Origin of the sequence: Bradyrhizobium sediminis (assembly GCF_018736105.1) — a bacterium.
Taxonomy (GTDB): Bacteria; Pseudomonadota; Alphaproteobacteria; order Rhizobiales; family Xanthobacteraceae; genus Bradyrhizobium.
In genome coordinates this window covers 5,066,645-5,090,691 of sequence record NZ_CP076135.1, presented here as the reverse complement: position 1 = coordinate 5,090,691, position 24,047 = coordinate 5,066,645, and the positions used below count along the sequence as shown (strand labels likewise).

Below are 24,047 nucleotides of genomic sequence, written 5' to 3'. Positions count from 1 at the left end.
GACGGCGGACAAATCGCAGGCGCGGCGCTACTCTTGAAGAACCAGAGCATCATCCGCTCACCCGCGGTCTGACGAGGAGATCAATGCGCGCTTTTCCGACCTCCGCCACCGCAGGTCCGCGCGAGCCGGCGGGGTAGGCCATGCGCGATCTGCTTCGCCATCTCGCCGGTGGAGATCGCAGGTCGATCGGGCAGTCGGACCGCGTCGTGCGCGACGTTCTGGCAAGGCCATCGCTGCTTGCGACAGTAATCGGCGGGCTCAGCCACGCCGATGTCCTGGTTCGGATGCGCTGTGCGGATGCGGCGGAGAAAGTGACGCGACGGCATCCGCAGTGGCTTCAGCCACACAAGGCCGCGCTGCTCGCGCTCGCGGCAACAACGGCCGAGCAGGAATTGCGCTGGCATCTGGCCCAGATGCTGCCGCGGCTGACGCTCGAGCCGGCGGAGACGCGCCGCGCGATCAAGTGGATGTTCGAGTACCTGAATGACGACAGCAAGATCGTGAAGACATTTGCCATGCAGGCGCTCGCCGACTTCGCGGCGTGCGACCCCGTCCTGCGCGGGAAAGTCCTCCCGTTGCTCGGCACCCTCGCGCGTACCGGCAGCCCCGCCATGCGCAGCCGGGGGCGGCGTCTCGTTGCCCGCCTTCGGGCGCTCGAACAGCCGCCCAAACGGCAGCATCCTCGTCGGCGCTCCAGGGCAGACTGATCCCGGGGAAAGGGACTACGGAGATATGATTCCAATCGCTGTTCGCGATGGTCGGCTTGGATGCTATACCGGATCCGCCTCGGCGCGCTTGCCGGGATCGAAAGTATCCGATTGATCTTCAGCCGCGATGAGATGGCCGCATGTATGCTTTAGGTTCGCAACGTAAACTCTTCGACATTCCCGAAGGTGTGGCCTATTTCAACACCGCCTCCAACGCCCCGCAGCTGAATGTCTCGCGCGCTCGCCTGCTCGAAGCCGCCGGCGCCAAGAGCCGCCCCTGGGAACGTCAGTCGTCCGATTTCTTTGCCGAAGCGGAAAGTATTCGCGGTCTTGCCGCGGATCTGTTCGGCGCTGATTCCGATGCATGGGCGGTCATTCCCGCGGCCAGTTACGGATTGAGCGCCGCCGCACGCGCCATCGAACCGACTCTCGAACCGGGAGACCGCATCCTGGTGATGGCCGACGAGTTTCCCTCCAATGTCCTGCCGTGGCGCCGGGCGGCCGGGCAGGCCGGCGCGGTCCTGACGACGGTGGCAACGCCTGCGGACGGGGATTGGACGGCCGCGATACTCGAGGAGATCCGCCCGGGCATTCGCGTCGTCGCGCTGGCGCACTGTCACTGGACCAACGGTGCGTTGCTCGACCTCACGCAAATCAGCGCCGCCTGTCGGCGGATCGGCGCGGTTCTGGTTCTCGACGTCACCCAGTCGCTCGGTGCCCTGCCGCTGGATCTCGCGGCGATCGATCCGGATTTCATGGTGGCGGCGGGTTACAAATGGCTGCTGTGCCCCTACGGCTTCGGCTTGATGTATGTCGCGCCGCGCTGGCGCGACGCCAGGCCGCTGGAAGAGACCTGGCTGGCGCGCACCGGCGCCGAGGATTTCGCGAACCTCGTGAATTACAGCGATGTCTATCGTCCCGGGGCCCGGCGGTTCGATGTCGGCGAGACCTGCACCGCTACAATCCTGCCCGCGGCGATCGCCGCGCTCGAACAACTCCGGGCCTGGGGCATCGCGCGGATCGCCGAGAGCCTCGGGACAATAGCCGGCCGGATCGCGCCGGAGCTGGAAGCGCGAGGTTTTGGCGTGCTGCCGGCAATGCGGCGCGCGCCACACATGTTTGGCGCGACGCTGCCGGGCAGGGATGATGGTGACTTCGCCGCGAGCTTGCGCGAACGGGGCGTCTTCGTGAGCCGGCGCGGGCAATCGATCCGCTTTGCGCCTCATCTTCATGTCACCGAAGCCGACCTCGCCCAGCTGGTCGCTGCGCTCGATCGGACGGGATCTTGAGCGCAGGCGGCAGGAAACAGGTGCCAATCAAGTCCGCCATCCGCGCCTGTGCGGAGCGCCGTGCCACAGCGTCGTCCGCTGACCCGCGATTTTGACGAGGATACAAATGCCCGCCTTCCCGGCCTCCACCACCGTTCTCGACTCCATCCTGTTCCGCGACGCCTTCGGCACCCCTGCCATGCGCGAGGCGTTTTCGGATTTCAGCCTGATCTCCCGCTATGCCGAGGTCGAGATCGCGCTCGCCAGGGCTGAAGCGCGCTACGGCGTGATCCCGGCCGAGGCCGCGGAGGAAATCGCAAGGCGCACCGACGTCACGGCGTTCGATTTCGATGCCTTGCGGAAGGAAACCGATATCGTCGGCTACCCCATTTTGCCGCTGGTCCACCAAATGACAAAGCAATGCGGCGAGGCCGGCCGCTACGTGCATTGGGGCGCGACCACGCAGGACATCATGGACACCGCCGTGGTGCTGCAACTGCGCGAGGGTCTCAAGATCATCGGGGAGGATATTGCAGCCCTACGCGGCATCCTCGCCGGCCTGTCGAGGCGCTACCGCGATACGCCGATGGCGGGCCGCACCCATCTGCAGCAGGCGCTGCCGGTGACGTTCGGCTACAAGACCGCGATTTATCTCGCGATGTTCGACCGCCACGCCGAGCGTCTCGAACAATTGAAGCCGCGCGTCCTGGTCGGCCAGTTCGCCGGCGCCGCCGGCACCCTGGCTTCGCTCGGCGGCCAGGGGCTGGAAGTCCAGCAGGCGTTTTGCGAGGAACTCGGTCTCGGCGTTCCCGTGTCCACCTGGCACGTCGCCCGCGACGGGTTTGCGGAAGCCGTGAATTTCCTCGCGCTGGTGACCGGCTCGCTCGGCAAGATCGCGCTCGACATCATGATCATGGCCTCGACCGAATTCGCCGAGGTCTACGAGCCCTTCGTCAAGGGCCGCGGCGCGTCCTCGACGATGCCGCAGAAGCGCAACCCGATCTCGTCCGAGCTGATGCTGGCGGCGTCAAAGGCCGTGCGACAGCATGCCGGGCTGATGCTGGATGCGATGGTGCAGGATTTCGAGCGCGCCACCGGGCCGTGGCATGCCGAGTGGATGGCCATTCCGGAGAGCTTCGTGCTCACCGCCGGCGCCCTGCATCAGGCGAAGTTCGCGTTAGCCGGCCTGGTCGTCGACGAGAAGCGGATGGCCGACAATCTCGACATCAGCCGCGGCCTGATCGTCGCCGAAGCCGTCATGATGGGACTGGCGCCCCTGATCGGCCGGCAGCAGGCACATGATATCGTCTACGACGCCTGCCGCCTCGCCAGCGAGAAAGGCATGACGCTCGCCGACGCGCTGGCGGCCGACCCGCAGGTGTCCGGGCGCATCGACCGCGCGACGATCGATCGGCTAACCTCGCCGAAGAATTATCTCGGCCTTGCGCCCGAAATGGTGGACCGGGTGCTGGCGGCCGCGAAGCCGGGATAGGGCGGTGCGACCCTCATTCGATTTCGATCGTCTTCATCTATTTGGAGGATGACGCCCCGGCTGGCCGACCTCACTGTTGGCGCGACATTCCTTGTCACCCACCTCCGCCGAGCCGGGGGTGGCGTTCTTGAACCAGGAGGATTCCATGAATCGTTTTTCGGCTCTGGTTGCAGCGGCGTTTGCACTTGCAGTTTTCGTCGGGGGATCACTTGCGCAAGCCCAGACCGCTTCAGACGCAAAGAGCCAGCCCGGTAGCGGCCAGTGTCGTCTGTCAAACGGGCAGCGTTGCTAGACTGATTCGGTCAGCGCCGGTCCGGGGCGCGGTTCTTCTGGCTCGCCGGCAAGGCCGGTGAGCCGGCTGCCGCAAGAGTAACCCACCGGCGGAGGTCACGGGCAATGTCCGCCGTTGTGAGAACGGCGGACGAGGGTCGACTGCCGTTCGACTTCGCTCACTCCACCTAGGGCGACACCGTCCTCATGCGTATATACACGCGCTGATCGACGCGGCCGGACAGACCAATCAGCCGCATGGGCGGAGCGTCCCGCGGAATCAAACGGATGGGCCCGCGCGGGGTCTAGCTACTCCTCGGTTGGGCCCCGAAGGATGCGACGAAGTCGCTGAGCTTCGAACCAGGTTTCACGAACCTCTTTCTCAAAGCGAGCGAGCCTGGTTGCTACCTGCATGATGATGAGTGTGACCATGGCTATTCACCCGCCTTGGAAAGCAGACGCTCAATTCGACGCTCTGCGTCATCCGTCAATTTGAGCCCGCGGGTGGCAAGATACTGCTCAACAACGCGGTCAGCCCGTCGCTGACGGGATTCGATCTGGACGCGCAACAATCGTGCGAAAAATGAGGGTTTTCTGGTCGGGGCAGAAAGCCAGGCCCCAGAGGTTAGCACGTTCGCCATTGGATGGCTCCTTTGCGGAGTTGTCCTTGGGGCGAATTTCCTACCTGGTTGATAAATACGTATTGGTCCCCGCCAATGCGAGATCAAATAGCGCGCATCAGGCATGAATTTTTATCGTCATCGTGCAAATGTCCGGGGCACATTCAGAGCCGGGCTACGATTCACGGGTTGGCTATTGCACCCCGCGATGGCAGGTTTAGATAGGACTTCGCACCTGCAAGAGGCCCCGCCATGACCATCCACGACCGCAACATCTCGGCATCGATCGACCCCGCAAAACTCGACCGGCTCGCCGAGGTCGCCATCAGGGTCGGCTTGAATCTGCAGCCGGGGCAGGACCTGCTGCTGACCGCGCCGAGCGTGGCGCTGCCGCTGGTGCGGAAGATCGCCGAGCACGCCTACAAGGCCGGCGCGGGCCTGGTGACGCCGATCCTGTCCGACGAAGAGGTCACGCTGGCGCGCTACCGCTTCGCGCCGGATGACAGTTTCGATCGCGCTGCCGGCTGGCTCTATGAGGGGATGTCGAAGGCGTTTGTCGCCAACACCGCGCGGCTCGCCATCGTCGCCGACAATCCGATGCTGCTGGCGAATGAAGACCCCGCCAAGGTCTCGCGCGCCAGCAAGGCCAATTCGATGGCCTATCAGCCGGCGCTGGAGAAAATCGTCGGCTTCGACATCAACTGGAACATCATCGCCTATCCGAGCCCGGCCTGGGCCAGGCAGGTGTTTCCCGGCGACGAGGAAGACGTCGCGGTGGCCAAACTCGCCGACGCCATCTTCGCCGCCTCGCGCGTCGACAAGGATGGCGCCGTCGCGGCATGGCAGAAGCACAACGCCGTGCTTCGCGAGCGCACCGAATGGCTGAATGGCCAGCGCTTCAGCGCGCTGCATTATTCCGGACCGGACACCGATCTGACGATCGGTCTCGCCGACGGCCACGAATGGCAGGGCGGCGCCTCCACGGCCAAGAACGGCATCACCTGCAACGCCAACATTCCGACCGAGGAAGTGTTCACCACGCCGCATTGCCGGCGGGTCAGCGGCCATGTCGTCAGTTCCAAGCCGCTGTCCTATCAGGGCTCGCTGATTGACGGCATCGGGGTGCGGTTCGAGGAAGGCCGCATCGTCGAAGCCAGGGCCACGCGCGGCGCGGAGGTGCTCAACAAGGTGCTGGATACCGACGAGGGCGCGCGCCGGCTCGGCGAAGTGGCGCTGGTGCCGCATTCCTCGCCGATCTCGAAAAGCGGGTTGCTGTTTTTCAACACCCTGTTCGACGAGAACGCCGCCTGCCACATCGCGCTTGGCCAGTGCTATTCGAAGTGTTTCGTCGACGGCGGCAAGCTGACGCCGCAGCAGATCGCAGCCCAGGGCGGCAACAAGAGCCTGATCCATATCGACTGGATGATCGGCTCGGATCAGACCGACATCGACGGCATCCACGCCGACGGCCGGCGGGTGCCGGTGTTCAGGAAGGGTGAGTGGGCCTGATTGGTTAACGGGTGGCGCGAATGGCCGCCCCAATGCCAAAGCGGGCGTGTTTCGCCCCGAATTGTTGTCGGCGGCGCCGATGCGCCCGGCAATGCGGCCGATCTCGCATGCAACCATAGCCATGGCGTTTTGGCCGCATTTGGCCTAAAGGACACCCAACTCAATCAAATCCACCGCCGACGCGGCTGTGCATCTGCCAGCCACATGCAAGCTTCGACCCCTTGAGGGTTCGAGGCCCCGTTCAGCGTTCCCGCTGAACGCCAACCAAGGTTTTTCATCTCGTGACATTTTCGACCACAGTTCCGCCGCTTGCCCGGGCGTTAGCCGAACGCAACTATGATCAACTGACCGCCGTGCAGACCGCCGTGCTGGCGGACCAGGCCGGCGGCCGCGACCTGCTGGTTTCGGCGCAAACCGGCTCCGGCAAGACCGTCGCCTATGGGCTCGCCGTCGCCGAGAACCTTCTCGACGGCGCCGAGCGGTTCGAGCGGGCGGCCGCGCCGCTGGCTTTGATCGTGGCGCCGACCCGCGAGCTCGCCTTGCAGGTGCAACGCGAACTCGCATGGCTCTATCAATATGCCGATGCGCGCGTGGTTTCCTGCGTCGGCGGCATGGATCCGCGCCGCGAGCAGCGCGAGCTGGCCGCCGGCGCCCACATCGTGGTCGGCACGCCCGGCCGGTTGTGCGATCACTTGCGGCGCGGCCGTCTCGACGTCTCGGAGTTGAAGGCCGTCGTGCTCGACGAGGCCGACGAGATGCTCGATCTCGGCTTTCGCGAGGACATGGAGTTCATCCTCAAGACCACGCCGGACAGCCGACGCACGCTGCTGTTCTCGGCGACCCTGCCGCGCGGCATCATCGCGCTGGCCAAGCAGTATCAACGCGACGCCTTTCGCGTCGAGGTCGCGGGCGACGAAGGCGGCCATGCCGATATCGAGTACCGCGCCATCCGGATCGTCCCGGGCGATGTCGAGCACGCGGTCGTCAACGTGCTGCGCTTCTTCGAATCGCCGAGCGCGCTGGTGTTCTGCAACACCCGGAACGCGGTGCGGCATCTGCAGGCGACGCTGCTGGAGCGCGGGTTCTCCGTGGTCGCGCTGTCGGGCGAATTGACGCAGAACGAGCGAACCCAAGCGTTGCAGGCGTTGCGGGACGGACGCGCGCGCGTCTGCGTCGCCACCGACGTGGCGGCGCGCGGCATCGACCTGCCGAATCTCGACCTCGTCATTCACTCCGACCTGCCGAACGACCCGGAGGTGATGCAGCACCGTTCCGGCCGCACCGGCCGTGCCGGCCGCAAGGGGGTCAGCGTGCTGCTGGTGCCGCCGGCGCGCAAGCGGCGCGCGGAATTGCTGCTGAATCTCGCAGGCATCGACGCCGTCTGGGGCACGGCTCCCACGGCGGAAGAAATCCGCAAGCTCGATCAGGAGCGCATGCTGAAGGACACCCTGTTCGCGGAGGAGAACACCGCCGAGGACCTGGTGCTGGCGCAGGCCATGCTCGCCGAGCGGACGCCGGAGGATATCGCAGCGGCGCTGGCGCGGCTCTATCGCGCGCGGCTGCCTTCGCCGGAGGACATACTCGATCCCGGCCAGGGCGGAGGCCGATCGCGTGACGATCGCGGCCGGGAAAGAGATCGCGCGCCGTCGCGAGGCGAGGATCGCGCCGGCGCGCCGCGGCCGAAGCCGGGAAAATCGTCGCCGCGTCACGGCATGGCGGAGGGCAGCGTGTGGTTCCGCGCCGCCATCGGCCGGCGGAAGAACGCGGAAGCGCGCTGGCTGCTGCCGATGATCTGCCGCCGCGGCGGCATCGACAAGCAGGACATCGGCGCCATCCGCATCATGGACACCACCACCGAGTTCGAGATTTCCGCACGGGCCGCGGAATCCTTCGCCGCCATGATCAGGCGCCCCGACAAGGAAGACAACATCCGCATCGAGCCGCTGGCAGGCGCGCCACAGGCACCGATGGAAAAGCCTTCGCATCCCCGGCGCGAGGCGCATGAGGGCGGTCGCAGCGATCGCCGCAACGAACGTCCCCGCGAGGAGCGAGAGCCGAAGCCGCACGGCAAGCCTCATCGCCAGGGCGGGCCGGAATTTGCCAGGGAGCCCGGTTTCGAGAAGAAGCGACACCGGGACAGGCCGGCCCATGCCGGACAGGCGCAGCATACCGGCGCGCCTGCAGCGAAAGCCGCGTTCGGAAAGAAGAAAAAGAAGAAGAATCGCCAAGCCTGATGATCACGAAGGCTGATGATGACGGTCGCCGAAGCGTCCCGGCGACTGCGGCGCGAGCGTCTGCGCCGAAGGCGTGGCTCACCCGAGTTTCAGTTTGTAAAACTCCGCCGCCGTCCTCGAGAACAGTGCAGTCTTCTCGGCCTCGCTGTATTGGGCGGCGATGCGCTTGAAGGCGTTGAAGATCACCTGATAGCTGCACTGGCCCTTGTCAGGCGGGAAGTTGCTCTCGAACATCGCCCGGTCGGGGCCGAAGGCCTCGATGCACGTCTCTATATAGGGACGCCAGGCCGCGGCGGCCTCCTCCGACGACGGCGGCTTCGGCCGCAGGTGAAAGTCATAGCCGAGCAGGCACATCGCGAGGCCGCCGAGCTTGACCGAGACGTTCGGGCATTTCGCGATTTCCCGGATCGAGGCCTTCCACGCCGGAAAGGTCTCCTCGCGCTTGCCGGCAAAACGGCCGACGCCGACCGGCCCGCCGCAATGATCGAGCACGATCCTGGTGTCGGGAAAGGCTCGGGCGAGATCGGTCAGCTCGGAGATCTGCGGATGAAACAGCCAGGCGTCGAAACTCAGGCCCAGCGGCGCCAGACAGGCAAATCCCTTGCGGAAGGTGGAATCGAGCAGCAGGCCTTTCGGGCGATTGGCGTACATGCCGGCGACCTCAAGCTCCGCATCCCACGCCGAGGAATGGCGGATGCCGCGGAAGCGGCCGTTGCCGGCGGCGATTTCCGCCTCCAGCACCGGCTTGGCGCCGTCGCCAAGCAGCAGGTTGGCGTGGCTGACGATGCCGGCGCAGATCGCGGCGGGACCAAAGCCGCCGCTGGCGCTCATCGCCGCGACGCCGTTGGCGAATTCAACCTCGCCGATCGGGCGAAACGCCTCCGGGCCGGAGGCGCGGTACATCGAGCGGCAATCGACATAGACGGTCGCGACGACGTTGTGGCCGGAGGCGATGTCGGCCGCCATGTCCTCCAGCATGTAACGCAACCCGCCGCGGTCCCACAGATGATGGTGCGGATCGACGATCGGACGCCGGGGGTCGATGACTTCCTCGGTGTGCTGCGCGAGCCAGTCTTCGCGCGGATCGGCAAACAGCCCGCTCTTCGAGGCGGGCGCGGTGCTGGCGGCCATCATTTCACTCCCGGTTTTTGTTGTTATGGAAATCGTTCGAAGCGGGGCGCGTCAAACCCGAACTGCTGGCCGATCCGGCGCATGAAGTCGTCGAGCGGGGTCATGAAGCGGTGCATCGGCAGCACCACGGAGGCGCGCAGCCGCCGCGTGATGTCGGAGATGCCGTCGAGCGACATGGTATAGCTGCCGTCGATCGGCACCATCACGATGTCGAGCCGGCCGATCGCGGCGAAATGGCTGTCGTCGAGCTTGTGGTGGAGGTGGCCGAGATGGCCGATGCACAGGCCGGCGACCTCGAAAATGAAGATCGAGTTGCCGTCCCGGATCATCTCGCCGCTGGAATCGTCGCTGTAATAGCGGCGGATGTCGGTCGTCACGTTGCGGATATAGACGTCGCCGATGCGTTGCGAGACATAGGCTGGCTTGCCGTCATCGCCCCAGCCGTGCAGCACATGCGGGATGCCGCGGTCGGGAAACAGCGAATAATGCGTGCTGTGGGCGCGGTTCATGGTGACGACGTCGGGCAAGCGGCCGGTCCGGTAGGCGCCGCTGTAGTCGGTCGCGATCCGCACGCCGCCTGGTGTCTCGATGTAGTAGGTCGAATGGCCGGCATAGGTGATGGCGACCTCTTCGGCCTTGGCCGCGATCCGGCGAAGACTGACCGGCGTGGCGCGCGGCGGCGCATTGGCCATCGCCAGGCATTCGCTGCGCAGGGGTTGCTGGGCGGCAGCCGGCGCCAGCAGCGAACCCAGTATGGCGAAGACGACAGGGAAGGATCGCAACATGGCAAGACCTGTCTCGAGGGGGGCCCGGAACGGCACTGTATCGCCGAATCCGGCAGCCGTCATGGCGGCATCCACATCGGCCGCTGATGCGGGCGGCGGCGGGAGCTGGAACAAGAGACGGGAACCAGATGTCTCGGCTGAATTGCCGCCCGCCGGAATTCTCGCATGCGCATTGGCGTTTTCCGATTGGCCGCAGCGCCGGTTAAGCGATTAAGCTACCCGGATGGCGAAGCCCGGACGAAACGCGCGCCGGCGCGCCGCAACGGGAGTTGCAGCCAAGGAGTTCATGTTGCCACGCGCATCCTCTTCCCGGCGGTTGGAGCCGCTGCATCACATCGATGCCGGTGTTCTCGATATTGCTTACTTTGAGGCGGGGCCTGCCGACGGCCCGGTGGTGATGCTGCTGCACGGCTTCCCCTACGACATCCATTCCTATGTCGATGTCGCGCCTCAGCTGGCCGCAAAGGGCTGCCGCACCATCGTTCCCTATCTGCGCGGCTACGGGCCGACCCGTTTTCGCGACCCATCGACGCCGCGCTCCGGAGAGCAGGCCGCTCTTGGCGCCGACCTGATCGCGCTGATGGACGCGCTCGGCATTAGGCGCGCCGTGTTCGCCGGCTATGACTGGGGCGGGCGCGCCGCCTGCGTGGGCGCTGCGCTGTGGCCGGACCGCTGCATCGGCCTCGTCTCGGTCAACAGCTACAATATTCAGAACATCGCCCGGGCCATGGTTCCCATGAGGCCGGAGCGCGAGGTTGCGCTCTGGTATCAATATTATTTCCAGCTCGAGCGCGGCCGGGCCGGGCTTGCCGCCAACCGGCGCGAGATCGCGAGGATCCTGTGGCAGCAATGGTCACCGAACTGGCGCTTCGATGATGCCACCTTCGAGCGGTCGGCGGCCGCGTTCGACAATCCCGATTACGTCGATGTCGTGATTCACAGCTATCGCCATCGTTTTGGTCTCGCCGATGGCGATCCGCATTATGCCGATATGCAACGCCGGCTGGCGGCGCTGCCTGCGATTTCGGTGCCGGCCATCACGCTGGATGGAGAAGGCGACGGCGTCGCTCCCGCGACCGACGGCAGCGCGAGCGCGGCGAAGTTCACCGGCCCGCGCAGCCACCGCGTCATCTCGCGCGCGGGACATAACCTGCCGCAGGAAGAACCCGAAGCCTTCGCGGCCGCGGTGATGGAGCTGATCGGTGCTTAGTGTCGAGAAGCAGTAGCGCGCCGACTGCCTACGACAGCAGTTGGGTTGATCTACCTTGCGCTTCGATCAGCCTGACGGCGTTCTTGTCGAACGAGACAAAAATGTCAGCGCCCAGCCAGTTTCCTTCGTAAGCGATAACGCCGTCGGCAAAATCACCACCCGCATCCAGCATCGCCAGTCCGGCTTCTGCCGCCGGTCGATTCGCCACAATGTTCGCCCCGTTCAGCAGACCTCGAAGCGTCCCTGCGATGTCGCTCGATCGGATCCTGTAGCTTCGCAACACCCAGACCAGTTCACAAAGCGTAGGTATCGTCAGTGCGACTATATCGGCTTTGCTCAGGGCAATCTGGGCTGCCTTGCTTTGCTCGGCGTGATCTTCGGTCAACGCCCGTACCAGCACGTTGGTATCGGCAGTGATCTTCATCGCTTACCAGCCCAGCCTCGGGCGATGATCTCATTCATCTCCTCGATCGACAGGGATCGGCCTTTTCTCTTCGCTTTCAAGCTGCCGAAGAGATCTGAGATTTTGCCTGTCGGCCGGGCCGCTTTCACCTCGATCCGTCCGTCAGGGAGCTTGTCTACGGAAATTTTTTCACCGGGATGAACACCCAGATGTTCCAGCAAATCCTTGCGCAGCGTGACCTGACCTTTGGCAGTAACCGTAAGCGTGCTCATGGAAGCCTCATCGTAAGGCCGTGAATGTAAGGCATAAAAGCCTTACTTTCAAGGACGTAAGCCCAGGGACCTCAGCCGGAGGGCTGTCCTACTCCCGCCGCGGGCTGATCCTCCAGGTCGCGGCGACGATGGCCGCGGTCATCAGGCCACTGACCAAGCCGGCGATCGGGATCGCCAGCGCCAATGCTGCGGTCGCGGCCCATCCGATCGAGGAAAACGCCTCCGCGAAGGTCGCAAACCGCGACGAGGTCTGGCGGCGGCGGAACTGGCTGCGCCGGGCCTGCACCCGGAACCAGAGCTGGATCGCGGTGGCCGATGCGGATGCGATGATAACGCCAAGCGCGGTGACCGCCGCCTGCCACGGCGCGGTAAAGGCAAGGGCCGCAACCAGCGGCGCGAAGATGACGGCGATCACGATCAGCACCACTTCGATCTTGGCGCGGGTCACGCGCGAAGCCGGCAGCGGCGCCGTTGCCACCAGATCCGCGGCGTCCTCGCCGGATATCGTCAGCCAGGCGAGACCGCCTGCGAGTTGTCCCGCGGCCATGACGATCACGGGCGTGATCAGCACGATGGCGGCGGAACTGTCGGCAAAGCTTCGCCACAGCAGCAGCGCCGGCGGCACCAGATAGAGCAGTTGCATCAGGCTCTGCGACACCAGCCACGGATCGCGCTTCAGCAGCACGAATTCCTTCCAGCGCAGCGCCTGCTGCCGCGAGCCGGCGCGAAACGCTTTGGTGCGGGGACCTTGACGGGTCGTTGCGGCATTGGCCGCGGCGCTGACGACGGTGTCGGCGAAGCGCGGCGAGAAGATCGCCATCACGGCGCCGAGCAGGACGAGGCCGCCGGCCAGAAGACACAATAGCGCCTCGCCGTCGCCGAGCGCGGCGCGCGCCGGCCACCAGGCGATGCTGTCGAGGCCGGGCGCAAAGGCAGCCGCAGCATCCGAAGTCAGCACCGCGAACCGCGACAGCGTGCCGTAGGACAGGATAGCTGCGACCTGCAGCGCGATGACGAAGCCGGCGCCGATCACGGCGGCGAGAATTTGTGCGACCAGCCGCGTGCGGCTTGGTCCGATCAGCCGAAACAAAATGATGGTGACGGCGATCGCAACCGCCGCCGCCGTAAGCCCGATGGCTGCGACGACGCCGAAGGCGGAAAGCCAGCGCCAGCCGCCGCCGATCACGAGAACGTCGACAAAGGGCGTCGACAGCAACAGCGCCATCGCAATCACCGACAGCGCGATCGCGGCGATACGAACCGAAAACACGTTGGCGAGGGCTACCGGCGACGACATGATCAGATCGAGATCGGCGCGTGCGTAGAACACCCGCGTCACCGATTCGATCGCCTGCGACAGCATCAGGGCCCAAGCCAGCAATATGGTCGCGGTGATGACGATCAGGGTGGATTTATCCAGCGGCTCCCGCAGGTCGGCGAACCGGCCGATCACGGCGTAAGCCGGAAGGTGCATGATCGCGGCAAACACGATCAGCCCGATGATCGCGGTGCGTTTTCGCCCCTTGCGGCCGGCGGTGAGCATCGCCAGCCCCTCGCGCCACGCCAGCCTTATTTCATGCCGGGCAAACCACGTCAGGTCCGCTGACGAACTCATGCGGCAGCGGCCTCGGTATCGACCAGCGCGATGAACATGTCCTCGAGGCTGGTGTCGTTGCGCCCGTTCTGCTGGCGCAGTTCGGTAAGCGTGCCTTCGGCGACCAGCCGTCCGGATGCGATGACGCCGATCCGGTCGGCCATCCGTTCGGCGACTTCCAGGATATGCGTGGTCATGATCACGGTGCAGCCGGAACGCACCCGTTCGCCGAGCAGGCCCTTGACGTGACGCGCCGAGACGGCGTCGAGGCCGGTGAGCGGTTCATCGAGGATGATCAGGCGCGGATCGTGGACCAATGCCCCGGCCAGCGCCACCTTCTGGCGCATGCCCTTGGAGAATCCCTCGCAACGTTCGTGCAGATGCGGTTCCAGGCCGAGCGAGACCAGGAGATTGCGCGCCGACGGTTCCGAAACCGCAGGCGCGATGCCCCAGAGCCCGGCGACGAATTCGAGATATTCCAGCGGGGTCAGCTTGTCATAGATCATCGGTTCGTCCGAAACCCATGCGGTGACCTGCTTGGCTGCGACCGGATCGGCCAGCGCGTCGATGCCGAGTACCGACACCGAGCCGGCGTCCGGCCTGAGCAGGCCGGCCACCATGCGCAGCGTCGTGGTCTTGCCGGCGCCATTGGGCCCGAGCAGCGCATAGAATTCGCCTGACCGGACGGTCAGATCGAGTGCATCGACCGCCACGCGGTCAAAACGCTTCGTTAACCCTCGTAACTCCAGCGCGGATTCATCGGGCTTCATGTCGCAAGTTCCGGCCGTTGAATGGGATGCGAACCATGGACCCAAGAACTTTCGGCGCGGTGAATCCGGGGCGGCAAATCCCGCCGATGCGCAAGGTTGCCCAAAGCTGCGGCATTTGTCCGCAACCCGGCCTTGGGAGGGCAACCAGCGCTAAGTTGACAGGGCTCGCTGCTTTGGGCTGTATAACCGCCAGTTGTTCGTGAGTGCTTCGCCACAGGCGGCGCCGGGGCAGCGACTAGACACAAGATGCGACAAAGGCGATCGATAGAGTCGCCGCGCATCGGGGGAGGGAAATCGGCAATGCTGGACTTCGTTCAGCAGTTGGTGAGCGGTATTGCGCTCGGCTGCGTTTACGGCCTAATCGCGCTCGGCTTCGTCCTTGTATACAAGGCTACCGAGGTCGTGAACTTCGCGCAGGGCGACCTGATGATGCTGGGCGGATTCTTCGCCTTCACCTTCATCGGCATTCTCGGACTCAATTACTGGATCGGATTTGCCGGCGCGGTCGCGGCAATGGCGCTGTTCGGCATGCTGGCGGAGCGCGTCGTGGTGCGCCCGATCCTCGGTTATCCGCAGTTTTCCATCATCATGGCGACGATCGGGCTCGGATATTTCCTGCGCTCCGTCGCCGGCATCATCTGGGGCACCGACGATCTCAAGATCGAGACGCCGTTCAGCCAGGGCGTGTTGCGAATCGGCTCTCTGGTGCTGGCCTATGACAAGCTCTCGGTGATCGCGGCGACCATCATTCTTTGCGCACTGCTCTATCTGTTCTTCAACCGGACCACGCTCGGCACCGCAATGCGGGCGAGTTCGGAGAACATGCTGGCCGCCTACTACATGGGCATCCCGGTCAAGCGCGTGGTGTCGATCGTGTGGGCGATATCGGCGGCGGTCGCGACCTGCGCCGGCGTGCTGCTGGCGCCGATCACCTTCATCCACTCCAATGTCGGTCTGGTGCTGGGATTGAAGGCGTTTCCGGCTGCCGTGCTCGGCGGCTTCGGCTCGATACCGGGGGCGGTGGTCGGCGGCGTGCTGATCGGCGTTATCGAAAGCATGGCCGGCTTCTATCTGCCGCAGGGATGGAAGGACGTCGCGCCCTACGTCGTTCTGCTGGCGGTGTTGCTGCTCAAGCCCGAAGGCCTGTTCGGCCATCACGTGCGCAAGAAGGTTTGAGGGGCCAGCCATGCGTTTCATGTTCAAGACCGACTATGAAGACGACATAAAGCTGTTTCCGCACTCGGGCTACATGGTCACCTACGGCGTCCTGCTCGCGTTCCTGATGGTCGCACCGTTCGTTCTCTCCAGTTACATCGTCAGCCAGCTGGTTTTCGTCTGCATCTATGCCACCGTCGGCGTCGGGCTGATGATCCTGACCGGATTCACCGGGCAGGCCTCGCTCGGCCATGCCGCCTTTCTCGCCATCGGCGCCTATACCGCGGCCTATCTGCAGCAGTTCAACGTCCCGTTCCCGGTATATTTCCTGGCCGCCGGACTGCTGACCGGCGTGATCGGCGCGATGGTCGGATTCCCGGCACTGCGGCTGCAGGGCATCTATCTCGTGATCGCGACGATTTCCTTCGCCTTCATCGTCGAGGAGATCCTGGCGCGGTGGGAAACCGTGACCAACGGCAACGAGGGCATGCGCGTCAAGGCGATCCAGCTGCTCGGCACATCAGTGTCGCGCGACAGCCCGGCCTTCTATTTCCTGTGCCTGGGTGTGCTGGTCCTGACCATCGTGGGTACGCTCAACCTGTTGCGCTCGCCGACGGGGCGCGCCTTCGTCGCGATCCGCGACAGCGAGACCGCGGCGAGATCCATGGGCGTCAACGTCTCGCTCTACAAGGTCAAGTCGTTTGCGATCTCGGCCGCCATCACCGGGTTTGCCGGCTGCCTGTTCGCCCACAAGCTGTCCTTCATCAGCCCGGAAATGTTCACGCTGCAGCTCTCGATCGAGTTCATCATCGTGATCCTGATCGGCGGCACCTTCAGCCTGCACGGCGCGGTGCTGGGCGCGATCTTCATCGTCATGATCGATCCGTTCCTGACCTACCTCAAGGACGACGTGCCCGGCATGATCTCCGGCGTCGCCGCGACGCTGGGCGCCGGCGCCGAGCGCGCCGCGGCCGTCAAGAGCAGCGTCGCCGCCTTCGCCTCGGCGAACGGGTTGAAGGGCGCGATCTACGGGGTGATCATCGTGCTTTTCGTGCTGTTCGAGCCGCTCGGCCTCTACGGGCGCTGGCTGAAGATCAAGCTCTTCTTTCAGCTGTTCCCGCTCTACAAGCGCGCCACCTTCAAGCGGCAGAAGATCTACGTGAAATCGGAGCGTAACCGATGAGCTATTTCCGCGCCGAAAACCTGTCGCTGCATTTCGGCGGCCTGAAGGCCGTCGACGCCGTCTCCTTCGCGGTGGAGAAAGGCGAGATTCTTTCCATCATCGGTCCCAACGGGGCCGGCAAGAGTTCGATCTTCAACCTGATATCGCGGATCTATCCCCCGACCTCGGGAAAGATCTTCTTCGAGGATCAGGATATCACCGAGGAGCCCGCGTTCGGCATCGCCAAGCTCGGCATCGCCCGCACCTTCCAGAACATCGAACTGTTCGAGAATGCCACCGTCCTGAACAACCTCCTGGTCGGCCGGCACCGGCATTCCACCACCCAGCTCTGGCAGGAATTCCTGTTTCTGCCGAGCGTGCGCAGCAACGAGAAAATCCATCGCCGCCGCGTCGAGCAGGTGATCGAATTTCTCGATCTCGAGCCATACCGCGACAAGCTGATCTCGGGGCTGCCCTATGGCGTGCGCAAGGTGATCGAACTGGCGCGGGCGCTATGCAGCGAGCCGAAGCTGATCCTGCTCGACGAGCCATCGTCCGGTTTGAACGTCGAGGAAACCGACGACATGTCGTTCTGGATCCGGGACATGAAGACCGAACTCGGCGTCACCGTGCTGATGGTTGAACACGACATGACGCTGGTGAACCGCGTCTCCGACCGTGTGATCGCACTGAACTACGGCAAGGTGCTGGCGATGGGATCGCCGGCCGAGGTGCAGCGTCATCCCGACGTCGTTGCCGCCTATCTCGGCGCCTAGAGGATGATGCCATGAGCACTCCCGACATCATCCTGAAGCTCAGCAATATCGAGAGCTATTACGGGCCGATCATGGCCATCCGCGGCATCAGCATCGAGGTGCCGCGCGGCCAGATCGTCACCCTGCTCGGCGCCAACGGCGCCGGCAAGACCACGGTGCTCAAGACCATTTCCGGCATTCTCGATCCGCAGAAGGGCTCGATCGAATTTCTCGGTAAGCCGATCCAGCGCATGGAGGCCGACAAGATCGTGCGGCTCGGCCTCAGTCATGTGCCCGAGGGGCGCGAAGTGTTTCCGTTCCTGAGCGTGCGCGAGAACCTGATGATGGGCGCCTATCCGCGCAGCGACCGCGAGGCGGTCGCCGAGGATCTGGAGCGGGTCTACGGCTATTTCCCGCGGCTGCGGGAACGGATCAACCAGCCGGCCGGGCAGCTTTCGGGCGGCGAGCAGCAGATGCTCGCGATCGGACGCGCCCTGATGAACCGTCCGACGCTGCTGCTGCTCGACGAGCCCTCGCTTGGCCTGTCGCCGATCCTGGTCAAGGAGATCTTCACGATCATCAAGCGGGTCAACGAGGAGCAGGGCATGTCGATCCTGCTGGTCGAGCAGAACGCCAAGATCGCGCTGGAGACGGCGCATTACGGCTACGTACTGGAGATCGGCCGGGTCGTCATGAACGACAGCTGCGAGCGGCTGATGCATTCCAAGGACATCCAGGAATTCTATCTCGGCGCCAAGGAAGAGGGTGCGCGGGGCGAACGGCGTTGGAAAAAGAAGAAAACGTGGCGTTGAGAGGGACTTGAGGCCAAGGAAGACTTCAAGAAAGACTTCAAGGAAGACTTGGCGTTTGCGCCGGTTTTGGCGTTAAATATGGAGCTGCCTTGCGAAAAGACCGGCTGTCAAAGCCGGCGTCCGAAGGCGGCGCCGAGAGGCGGAGGGAACGAATGATGGCCAGACCCGCAGTGCTGACTGTGGCGGACACGATCGCGAGGAGCTTTCTGCAGGCCGTGGAAAAACGCGGCGACCGGCCGGCGATCCGCGAGAAGAAGTTCGGTATCTGGCAGCCGACCAGCTGGCGCCAGTGGCTGGAGATTTCCAGGGAAATCGCCTACGGGCTGCATGCCGTCGGCTTCCGGCCGGGAGACGTTGCCTCGATCATCGCCAACGCGGTGCCGGAATGGGTTTACGCCGACATGGGCATCCTGTGTGCCGGCGGTGTTTCTTCGGGCATCTATCCGACCGATTCCTCGGTCCAGGTCGAATATCTCATCAACGATTCCCGTACCAAGGTCATCTTCGCCGAGGACGAGGAGCAGCTCGACAAGATCCTGGCGTGCCGCGCGCGCTGTCCGACCCTCGAGAAGATCGTCGTGTTCGACATGGAGGGCCTGAGCGGCTTCATCGATCCGATGGTGATGTCGCTCGCCGAGTTCATGGCGCTCGGCAGCAATCACATCCAGGACCACGAAACGCTGTGGGACGAGATGGTCGGAAGCCGCGGCGCCGACGATCTCGCCATCCTGGTCTACACCTCCGGCACCACCGGCCCACCCAAGGGCGCCATGCATTCCAACCGCGGCGTCACCCATCAGATGCGTCACGCCAACGATCTGTTTCCGTCCACCGACAGCGAAGAGCGGCTGGTGTTCCTGCCGCTCTGCCACGTCGCCGAGCGGATCGGCGGCTATTACATCTCGCTGGCGCTGGGATCGGTGATGAACTTCGCCGAAAGCCCGGAGACGGTGCCGGACAATTTGCGCGAAGTGCAGCCCACCGCGTTTCTGGCGGTGCCGCGGGTCTGGGAGAAATTCTATTCCGGCATCACGATCGCGCTGAAGGACGCCACCCCGTTCCAGAACTGGATGTACCGCCAGGCGCTGGCGGTGGGCTATCGCCAGACCGAATACAAGCTGCAGGGCGATGCGGCTCCGTTGTCGTTGCGGCTCGCCAATCAGGCGGCCTACTGGCTGGTGTTCCGCAACATCCGCCGCATGCTGGGGCTGGATCGCTGCCGGCTGGCCTTCACCGGAGCGGCGCCGATCTCGCCGGATCTGATCCGCTGGTACCTCGCGCTCGGCATCGACATGCGCGAAGTCTATGGCCAGACCGAAAACTGCGGCGTGGCCACCGTGATGCCGGCGGAGCGCGTCAAGCTCGGCTCGGTCGGCAAGGCCGCGCCCTGGGGCGAGGTCAAGATCTCGCCGGAAGGCGAAATCCTGATCAAGGGCGACTATTTGTTCATGGGCTACCTCAATCAGCCGGAGAAGACCGCCGAGACCATCGACACCAAGGGGTGGCTGCACACCGGCGACGTCGGCTCGATCGATAACGAGGGCTTCATCAAGATCACCGACCGGATGAAGGACATCATCATCACCTCGGGCGGCAAGAACATCACGCCCTCGGAAATCGAGAACCAGCTCAAATTCTCGCCCTATGTCTCCGACGCCGTGGTGATCGGCGACAAACGGCCGTTCCTGACCTGCCTGATCATGATCGACCAGGAGAACGTCGAAAAATACGCCCAGGACCACGATATTCCCTTCACCAATTATGCGAGCCTGTGCCGGGCGCCGGAAATCCAGGATCTGATCCAGCGCGAGATCGAGGCGGTGAACGTCAATTTCGCGCGGGTCGAAACCATCAAGAAATTCTTCCTGATCGAGCGCCAGCTGACGCCCGAGGACGAGGAATTGACACCGACCATGAAGCTGAAGCGCAGTTTCGTGAACAAGCGTTACGCGAGCGAGATCGAAGCCATGTATGGCCAGCGGGCGGTCGCGTAGGCAACGAGCAGACCAACAATCGAAAACGGCGAAGGATTCAAAGGCCCCACCCTTCGCTCAACACGGGCCAAACCAAGAGGAGACTGCAATGTCGAAATCGTTCAAGGCGCTGGGCCTTGCGGTGGGCGCCCTCGCGCTGACCCACCTGCCGGCCGCAGCCCAGACCAAAGTCACCAATGAAGGCATCTCGGCGACCGAGATCGTCATCGGGACCCACCAGGACCTGTCCGGCCCGATCAAGGTCTGGGGCGTGCCGGTTTCCAACGGCATGAAAATGGCGGTCGAGGAAATCAATGCCGCCGGCGGCATCAACGGCCGCAAGATCAAGCTGATCCTCGAGGACTCGGGCTACGATCCGAAGCGCGCCGTGCTGGCGTCGCAGAAGATGGTCGAGCGCGACAAGATCTTCGCGATGGTCGGCCCGATGGGATCGCCGACCGTGCTGGCCTCGCAGGATGTCCTGTTCGATGCCGGGGTGCTGCAGTTGTTCCCGCTGACGGCTGCCGAATTCACCTTCAAGTTCGATCCGGCCAAGCCGCAGGAACGGCTGAAGTTCAACAACCTCCTGCCCTATGTCGAGAGCACCCGCGCGGCGGTCAAATACATGATCGAGGGCAAGAATTTCAAGAAGCCCTGCATCATGCATCAGGACGACGAGTACGGCAAAAACGTGCTCGACGGCTTCACCCAGCAGGTCGCCGCGATGAAGCTGACGCCGGCCTCGGTCACCAGCTACAAGCGCGGCGTATCCGACTTCAGCGCGCAGGTCGCCAAGATGAAAGCCGACGGCTGCGATCTGGTCGTGCTCGGCACGGTGATCCGCGAGACCATCGGCGCGATGGGCGAAGCCAAGAAGCTCGGGTGGGACGTCACCTTCCTCGGCGCCACGCCCACCAACGTGCTTGAAGTGCCGGCGCTCGGCAAGGAAGCGGTGGAAGGTCTCTATGCCGCGTCAGGCTTCGAGATTCCCTACGAAGACACCGCGAAGGGAAAAGTGAAGGACTGGCTCACCAACTACAAGAAGATGTTCGGCACCGACGCCAACACCCAGGCCATTATCGGTTACAATACGGTGACGACGTTCGCGCACTATGCGAACAAGGCCGGCAAGGATCTGACCGGCCAGAAAATGCTCGATGCGCTGGAGTCCGGCGACCAGTTCAAGGATATCTTCAATTCGCCGCCGACCAAGTTCTCCAAGACCAACCATCTCGCCAACACCATCACGCAGGTCCAGCAGATCAAGAACGGCCGCTGGGTGCTGGTGAAGGAAGGCCTGATGTTCTGAGAGTAGCCTCGCTCTAACGACCAAGGGCTGCGCGATGGTCTCGCGCAGCCCTTCTGTTTTGCTTTCGATTCCCGTCATGGCCGGGCTCGTCCCGGCCATCCACGTCTTCCTTCTTCCTTCTTCCTTCTTCCTTCTTCCTTCTTCCGCACTCCCAAGACGTGGATGCCCGGCACAAGGCCGGGCATGACGAATTGGGCCTACTTCTTCGGCCTTATCGCGTCCGCGGTGCCCTGGATGAAGGCCTGGATCTTCACCACGTCCGCTTCGGTCAGCTTGCCGGTAAAATCCGGCATGCCCTGATCGTTGAACGGGCCCTTGAATACGAAGTCCTTCAGGTTGGTGATCGTCTCCTTCGAAACGTAACCGAGGTTCTTCACGTTGCCGCCCTTGTCGACGCCGGGGACGCCATGGCAGGTGGCGCAGGCGGCGACGTAGATCGCGGTGCCTTCAGGCACGTCCTTCGGGTCGTATTTCACGCCCTCCAGCAGTCCCTCGGTCTGGTACTTGACGAAGGCCGGCAGCGGCGCCTTGCCGTCGATCGCGAAGGTATAGACCGTGCCCGGGCTCTCCAGCTCGGTGACGCGCTGCGAAATTCCGAACACGCCGCCCCAGCCGACCGCGATGGTCACATACTGCTTGCCGTCGATCATGTAGGTCCCGGCCGCGGCCACCACGCCGGTGCCGGTCGGGCTTTCCCAGAGCTTTTCGCCCGTGGTGGCGTTGTAGGCGATGAAGCGGCCGTCGGCGGTGCCCTGGAACACCAGATTGCCCGCGGTGGTGAGGGTGCCGCCGTTCCACGGCGCCACATACTCAGCGCGCCATGCCTCCTTCTGCTTGACCGGATCCCAGGCCAGGAGCCGGCCGAACGCTGGCGCCTTTGGCGGCGTGGCGTTGAGCATGAAGCCGACGTTCCAGCCGGTGGCGCCGCCGAACTTGCCGGGCGTGGCCGCGTTCTGCTTGAAGGCTTTTTCCGGCGTCAGGTTCAGCGGCACGTTCTGCGCCGGCAGGTAGACGAGGCCGGTCTGCGGATTGAACGACATCGGGTGCCAGTTGTGCGCGCCGAACGGGCCGGGGATGCTGTCATAGGCCGCTTCGCCGCGCGCCGCCGGCACCTCGATCGGCCGCCCATTGGCGTCGTAGCCGGTCGCCCAGTTCACATCGACGAAGTTCTTGGCCGAGATGAACTTGCCGTTGGTGCGGTCGACGACGAAGAAGAAGCCGTTCTTCGGCGCATGCAGGATGACCTTGCGCGGCGCACCGTCGATCGTGAGGTCGGCCAGGATCATCGGCTGGGTCGAGGTATAGTCCCAGTGGTCGCCCGGGGTTTCCTGGTAATGCCAGATGTACTTTCCGGTGTCGGCGTTCAGCGCCACCAGCGACGCCAGATAGAGGTTGTCGCCGCCGGCTGGGCTGCGGATGTCGCGGTTCCAGGGCGAGCCGTTGCCGGTGCCGATATAGACCATGTTCAATTCGGGATCGAAGGTGATGGTATCCCAGGCGGTGCCGCCGCCGCCATTGATCCAGTATTTGCCGGCCGGATCCCAGGTCTTGGCCGCGGCCGCCATCGATTCATCCTCGAACGGCTTGCTTGGATCGCCCGGCACCGTGAACCAGCGCCATGCCTGGTTGCCGGTGTCGGCGTCATAGGCGGTGACGTAGCCGCGCGCGCCATATTCGGCGCCGCCATTGCCGATCACCACCTTGCCGTTGAACACGCGCGGCGCGCCGGTGATGGTGTAGGAATGCTCCTTGTCGATCAGGGTGTCCTTTTCCCAGACCTTCTGGCCGGTCGCCGCGTCGAGCGCGATCAGCCTTCCGTCATAGGCGGCGACGAAGACCTTGCCCTTCCAGAGCGCGACGCCGCGATTGACCACGTCGCAGCAGCCCTTGTAGCCCTTCTCGCGATCGATCTTCGGATCGAAGGTCCAGAGTCGCTTGCCGGTGCGCGCGTCGATGGCGTGCACCACGCTCCAGGACGCGGTCTGGTACATGATGCCGTCGACCACGACCGGCGTCGCTTCGACGCCGCGGGAGGATTCCAGCGGATAGCTCCACACCAGCCCGAGCTTCTTGACGTTGTCGGCGTTGATCTGGTTGAGCTTGCTGAAGCGCGTCTCGGCATAGTCGAGACCGATGGTCGGCCAGTCGTTCGAGGTCGCGGTATTGGCCTTGATCGAGGCGCCGTCGACCGCCGATGTCACGGCCTTGATATGATCGGGAGAACCTTTGGCGGCGTTCTGGGCGATGGCGGGACTGAACGAAAGCGCCAGGCCGAAGCCGATTGCCGTGGCGGCGCAGGCGAGGCGGGCCGTCCGGTGTCGATCAGTGGCGATGTTGCGAAAAAAACGGCGAGCAAAATCAACGCGTGGCGAACGTCTCATCTTTCCCTCCCTGGCGATCTCTAGCGGATCTGCGGCGATGGTATGCCGGTACAAAGCGGGGCGTCAATCAAAGGTAGCGGCGAAGCGCAAAAGAGAAAATTCATGTCGCCATAATTTCCGCCAAGCGACATGCCATCCGCATTCCGGCTGCACTGCAATATCGAACAGCGATTCAAGTTGCGGCTATGCGATGATCGAACGAATTGATCCGGAGCGTTCGGTCGATGGCGATGGG

General features: G+C 64.1%; 19 protein-coding genes. 12 read left to right on the top strand and 7 right to left on the bottom strand.

Annotated features, from left to right (window positions below):
• Positions 1–140 precede the first annotated feature (140 nt).
• The 5 genes from KMZ68_RS24245 to KMZ68_RS24225 all read left to right on the top strand — a co-directional run bounded on the left by KMZ68_RS24245 (position 141) and on the right by KMZ68_RS24225 (position 8,100).
• Complete coding sequence (locus KMZ68_RS24245; protein WP_215613635.1) at positions 141–707, top strand: hypothetical protein; 567 nt, start codon at positions 141–143, stop codon at positions 705–707.
• Positions 708–847: 140 nt separating this feature from the next.
• Positions 848–1,996: an aminotransferase class V-fold PLP-dependent enzyme gene (locus tag KMZ68_RS24240; protein ID WP_215613634.1), complete on the top strand. Its 1,149-nt coding sequence runs from the start codon at positions 848–850 to the stop codon at positions 1,994–1,996.
• Positions 1,997–2,102: 106 nt separating this feature from the next.
• Complete coding sequence (locus tag KMZ68_RS24235; RefSeq protein WP_215613633.1) at positions 2,103–3,467, top strand: class-II fumarase/aspartase family protein; 1,365 nt, start codon at positions 2,103–2,105, stop codon at positions 3,465–3,467.
• Between the two features lie 1,142 nt (positions 3,468–4,609).
• On the top strand, positions 4,610–5,866 hold the full coding sequence (locus KMZ68_RS24230) for an aminopeptidase (protein ID WP_215613632.1): 1,257 nt from the start codon (positions 4,610–4,612) through the stop codon (positions 5,864–5,866).
• A 281-nt stretch (positions 5,867–6,147) separates the two neighbouring features.
• The gene (locus tag KMZ68_RS24225) at positions 6,148–8,100 is read left to right on the top strand and encodes a DEAD/DEAH box helicase (protein WP_215613631.1); all 1,953 of its coding nucleotides are present in this window, start codon (positions 6,148–6,150) and stop codon (positions 8,098–8,100) included.
• A 78-nt stretch (positions 8,101–8,178) separates the two neighbouring features.
• Here the strand turns inward: KMZ68_RS24225 and KMZ68_RS24220 are convergent, their stop codons facing one another.
• Positions 8,179–9,231 carry an amidohydrolase family protein gene (locus KMZ68_RS24220; RefSeq protein ID WP_215613630.1) on the bottom strand — a complete coding sequence of 351 codons (1,053 nt, stop codon included), beginning with the start codon at positions 9,229–9,231 and terminating at the stop codon, positions 8,179–8,181.
• Positions 9,232–9,254: 23 nt separating this feature from the next.
• On the bottom strand, positions 9,255–10,016 hold the full coding sequence (locus tag KMZ68_RS24215) for an MBL fold metallo-hydrolase (protein ID WP_215613629.1): 762 nt from the start codon (positions 10,014–10,016) through the stop codon (positions 9,255–9,257).
• A 286-nt stretch (positions 10,017–10,302) separates the two neighbouring features.
• On the opposite strand from KMZ68_RS24215, the gene KMZ68_RS24210 reads away from it, so the two are divergent.
• The gene (locus KMZ68_RS24210) at positions 10,303–11,226 is read left to right on the top strand and encodes an alpha/beta fold hydrolase (RefSeq protein WP_249779463.1); all 924 of its coding nucleotides are present in this window, start codon (positions 10,303–10,305) and stop codon (positions 11,224–11,226) included.
• Between the two features lie 28 nt (positions 11,227–11,254).
• Here KMZ68_RS24210 and KMZ68_RS24205 read toward each other — a convergent pair whose 3' ends face one another.
• The 4 genes from KMZ68_RS24205 to KMZ68_RS24190 all read right to left on the bottom strand — a co-directional run bounded on the left by KMZ68_RS24205 (position 11,255) and on the right by KMZ68_RS24190 (position 14,265).
• The gene (locus KMZ68_RS24205) at positions 11,255–11,650 is read right to left on the bottom strand and encodes a type II toxin-antitoxin system VapC family toxin (RefSeq protein ID WP_215613627.1); all 396 of its coding nucleotides are present in this window, start codon (positions 11,648–11,650) and stop codon (positions 11,255–11,257) included.
• Positions 11,647–11,901, bottom strand: a complete 255-nt coding sequence (locus KMZ68_RS24200) for an AbrB/MazE/SpoVT family DNA-binding domain-containing protein (protein WP_215613626.1) — start codon at positions 11,899–11,901, stop codon at positions 11,647–11,649. The genes KMZ68_RS24205 and KMZ68_RS24200 overlap by 4 nt, the downstream gene beginning before the upstream one ends.
• An 88-nt stretch (positions 11,902–11,989) precedes the next feature.
• Entirely contained in the window at positions 11,990–13,516 is a 1,527-nt protein-coding gene (locus KMZ68_RS24195; RefSeq protein WP_215613625.1) for a permease, read from the bottom strand.
• Entirely contained in the window at positions 13,513–14,265 is a 753-nt protein-coding gene (locus tag KMZ68_RS24190; protein ID WP_215613624.1) for an ABC transporter ATP-binding protein, read from the bottom strand. The genes KMZ68_RS24195 and KMZ68_RS24190 overlap by 4 nt, the downstream gene beginning before the upstream one ends.
• Positions 14,266–14,565: 300 nt before the next feature.
• Here KMZ68_RS24190 and KMZ68_RS24185 point away from each other — a divergent pair, with 300 nt between their 5' ends.
• From KMZ68_RS24185 to KMZ68_RS24160, 6 genes are all read left to right on the top strand, one after another.
• The gene (locus KMZ68_RS24185) at positions 14,566–15,441 is read left to right on the top strand and encodes a branched-chain amino acid ABC transporter permease (RefSeq protein WP_215603835.1); all 876 of its coding nucleotides are present in this window, start codon (positions 14,566–14,568) and stop codon (positions 15,439–15,441) included.
• A gap of 10 nt (positions 15,442–15,451) precedes the next feature.
• Positions 15,452–16,603 carry a branched-chain amino acid ABC transporter permease gene (locus KMZ68_RS24180; RefSeq protein WP_215613623.1) on the top strand — a complete coding sequence of 384 codons (1,152 nt, stop codon included), beginning with the start codon at positions 15,452–15,454 and terminating at the stop codon, positions 16,601–16,603.
• Positions 16,600–17,358 (top strand): ABC transporter ATP-binding protein, encoded by a 759-nt coding sequence (locus tag KMZ68_RS24175; RefSeq protein WP_215603833.1) that lies wholly within the window; start codon positions 16,600–16,602, stop codon positions 17,356–17,358. The genes KMZ68_RS24180 and KMZ68_RS24175 overlap by 4 nt, the downstream gene beginning before the upstream one ends.
• Positions 17,359–17,369: 11 nt before the next feature.
• Positions 17,370–18,149, top strand: a complete 780-nt coding sequence (locus KMZ68_RS24170) for an ABC transporter ATP-binding protein (RefSeq protein WP_215603832.1) — start codon at positions 17,370–17,372, stop codon at positions 18,147–18,149.
• A 155-nt stretch (positions 18,150–18,304) separates the two neighbouring features.
• The gene (locus tag KMZ68_RS24165; RefSeq protein WP_215613622.1) at positions 18,305–20,143 is read left to right on the top strand and encodes an AMP-dependent synthetase/ligase; all 1,839 of its coding nucleotides are present in this window, start codon (positions 18,305–18,307) and stop codon (positions 20,141–20,143) included.
• An 88-nt stretch (positions 20,144–20,231) separates the two neighbouring features.
• Positions 20,232–21,431 (top strand): ABC transporter substrate-binding protein, encoded by a 1,200-nt coding sequence (locus KMZ68_RS24160; RefSeq protein WP_215613621.1) that lies wholly within the window; start codon positions 20,232–20,234, stop codon positions 21,429–21,431.
• A gap of 197 nt (positions 21,432–21,628) precedes the next feature.
• Here KMZ68_RS24160 and KMZ68_RS24155 read toward each other — a convergent pair whose 3' ends face one another.
• Positions 21,629–23,812: a PQQ-dependent dehydrogenase, methanol/ethanol family gene (locus KMZ68_RS24155; RefSeq protein WP_215613620.1), complete on the bottom strand. Its 2,184-nt coding sequence runs from the start codon at positions 23,810–23,812 to the stop codon at positions 21,629–21,631.
• Between the last annotated feature and the right edge of the window lie 235 nt (positions 23,813–24,047).

Coding starts and splice junctions, on each gene's coding strand:
- KMZ68_RS24235 (WP_215613633.1), top strand. CDS start 2,103: ATGCCCGCCTTCCCGGCCTCCACCACCGTTCTCGACTCCATCCTGTTC.
- KMZ68_RS24240 (WP_215613634.1), top strand. CDS start 848: ATGTATGCTTTAGGTTCGCAACGTAAACTCTTCGACATTCCCGAAGGT.
- KMZ68_RS24195 (WP_215613625.1), bottom strand. CDS start 13,516: ATGAGTTCGTCAGCGGACCTGACGTGGTTTGCCCGGCATGAAATAAGG.
- KMZ68_RS24190 (WP_215613624.1), bottom strand. CDS start 14,265: ATGAAGCCCGATGAATCCGCGCTGGAGTTACGAGGGTTAACGAAGCGT.
- KMZ68_RS24220 (WP_215613630.1), bottom strand. CDS start 9,231: ATGGCCGCCAGCACCGCGCCCGCCTCGAAGAGCGGGCTGTTTGCCGAT.
- KMZ68_RS24245 (WP_215613635.1), top strand. CDS start 141: ATGCGCGATCTGCTTCGCCATCTCGCCGGTGGAGATCGCAGGTCGATC.
- KMZ68_RS24160 (WP_215613621.1), top strand. CDS start 20,232: ATGTCGAAATCGTTCAAGGCGCTGGGCCTTGCGGTGGGCGCCCTCGCG.
- KMZ68_RS24180 (WP_215613623.1), top strand. CDS start 15,452: ATGCGTTTCATGTTCAAGACCGACTATGAAGACGACATAAAGCTGTTT.
- KMZ68_RS24165 (WP_215613622.1), top strand. CDS start 18,305: ATGGCCAGACCCGCAGTGCTGACTGTGGCGGACACGATCGCGAGGAGC.
- KMZ68_RS24175 (WP_215603833.1), top strand. CDS start 16,600: ATGAGCTATTTCCGCGCCGAAAACCTGTCGCTGCATTTCGGCGGCCTG.
- KMZ68_RS24185 (WP_215603835.1), top strand. CDS start 14,566: ATGCTGGACTTCGTTCAGCAGTTGGTGAGCGGTATTGCGCTCGGCTGC.
- KMZ68_RS24200 (WP_215613626.1), bottom strand. CDS start 11,901: ATGAGCACGCTTACGGTTACTGCCAAAGGTCAGGTCACGCTGCGCAAG.
- KMZ68_RS24210 (WP_249779463.1), top strand. CDS start 10,303: ATGTTGCCACGCGCATCCTCTTCCCGGCGGTTGGAGCCGCTGCATCAC.
- KMZ68_RS24155 (WP_215613620.1), bottom strand. CDS start 23,812: ATGAGACGTTCGCCACGCGTTGATTTTGCTCGCCGTTTTTTTCGCAAC.
- KMZ68_RS24170 (WP_215603832.1), top strand. CDS start 17,370: ATGAGCACTCCCGACATCATCCTGAAGCTCAGCAATATCGAGAGCTAT.
- KMZ68_RS24215 (WP_215613629.1), bottom strand. CDS start 10,016: ATGTTGCGATCCTTCCCTGTCGTCTTCGCCATACTGGGTTCGCTGCTG.
- KMZ68_RS24230 (WP_215613632.1), top strand. CDS start 4,610: ATGACCATCCACGACCGCAACATCTCGGCATCGATCGACCCCGCAAAA.
- KMZ68_RS24205 (WP_215613627.1), bottom strand. CDS start 11,650: ATGAAGATCACTGCCGATACCAACGTGCTGGTACGGGCGTTGACCGAA.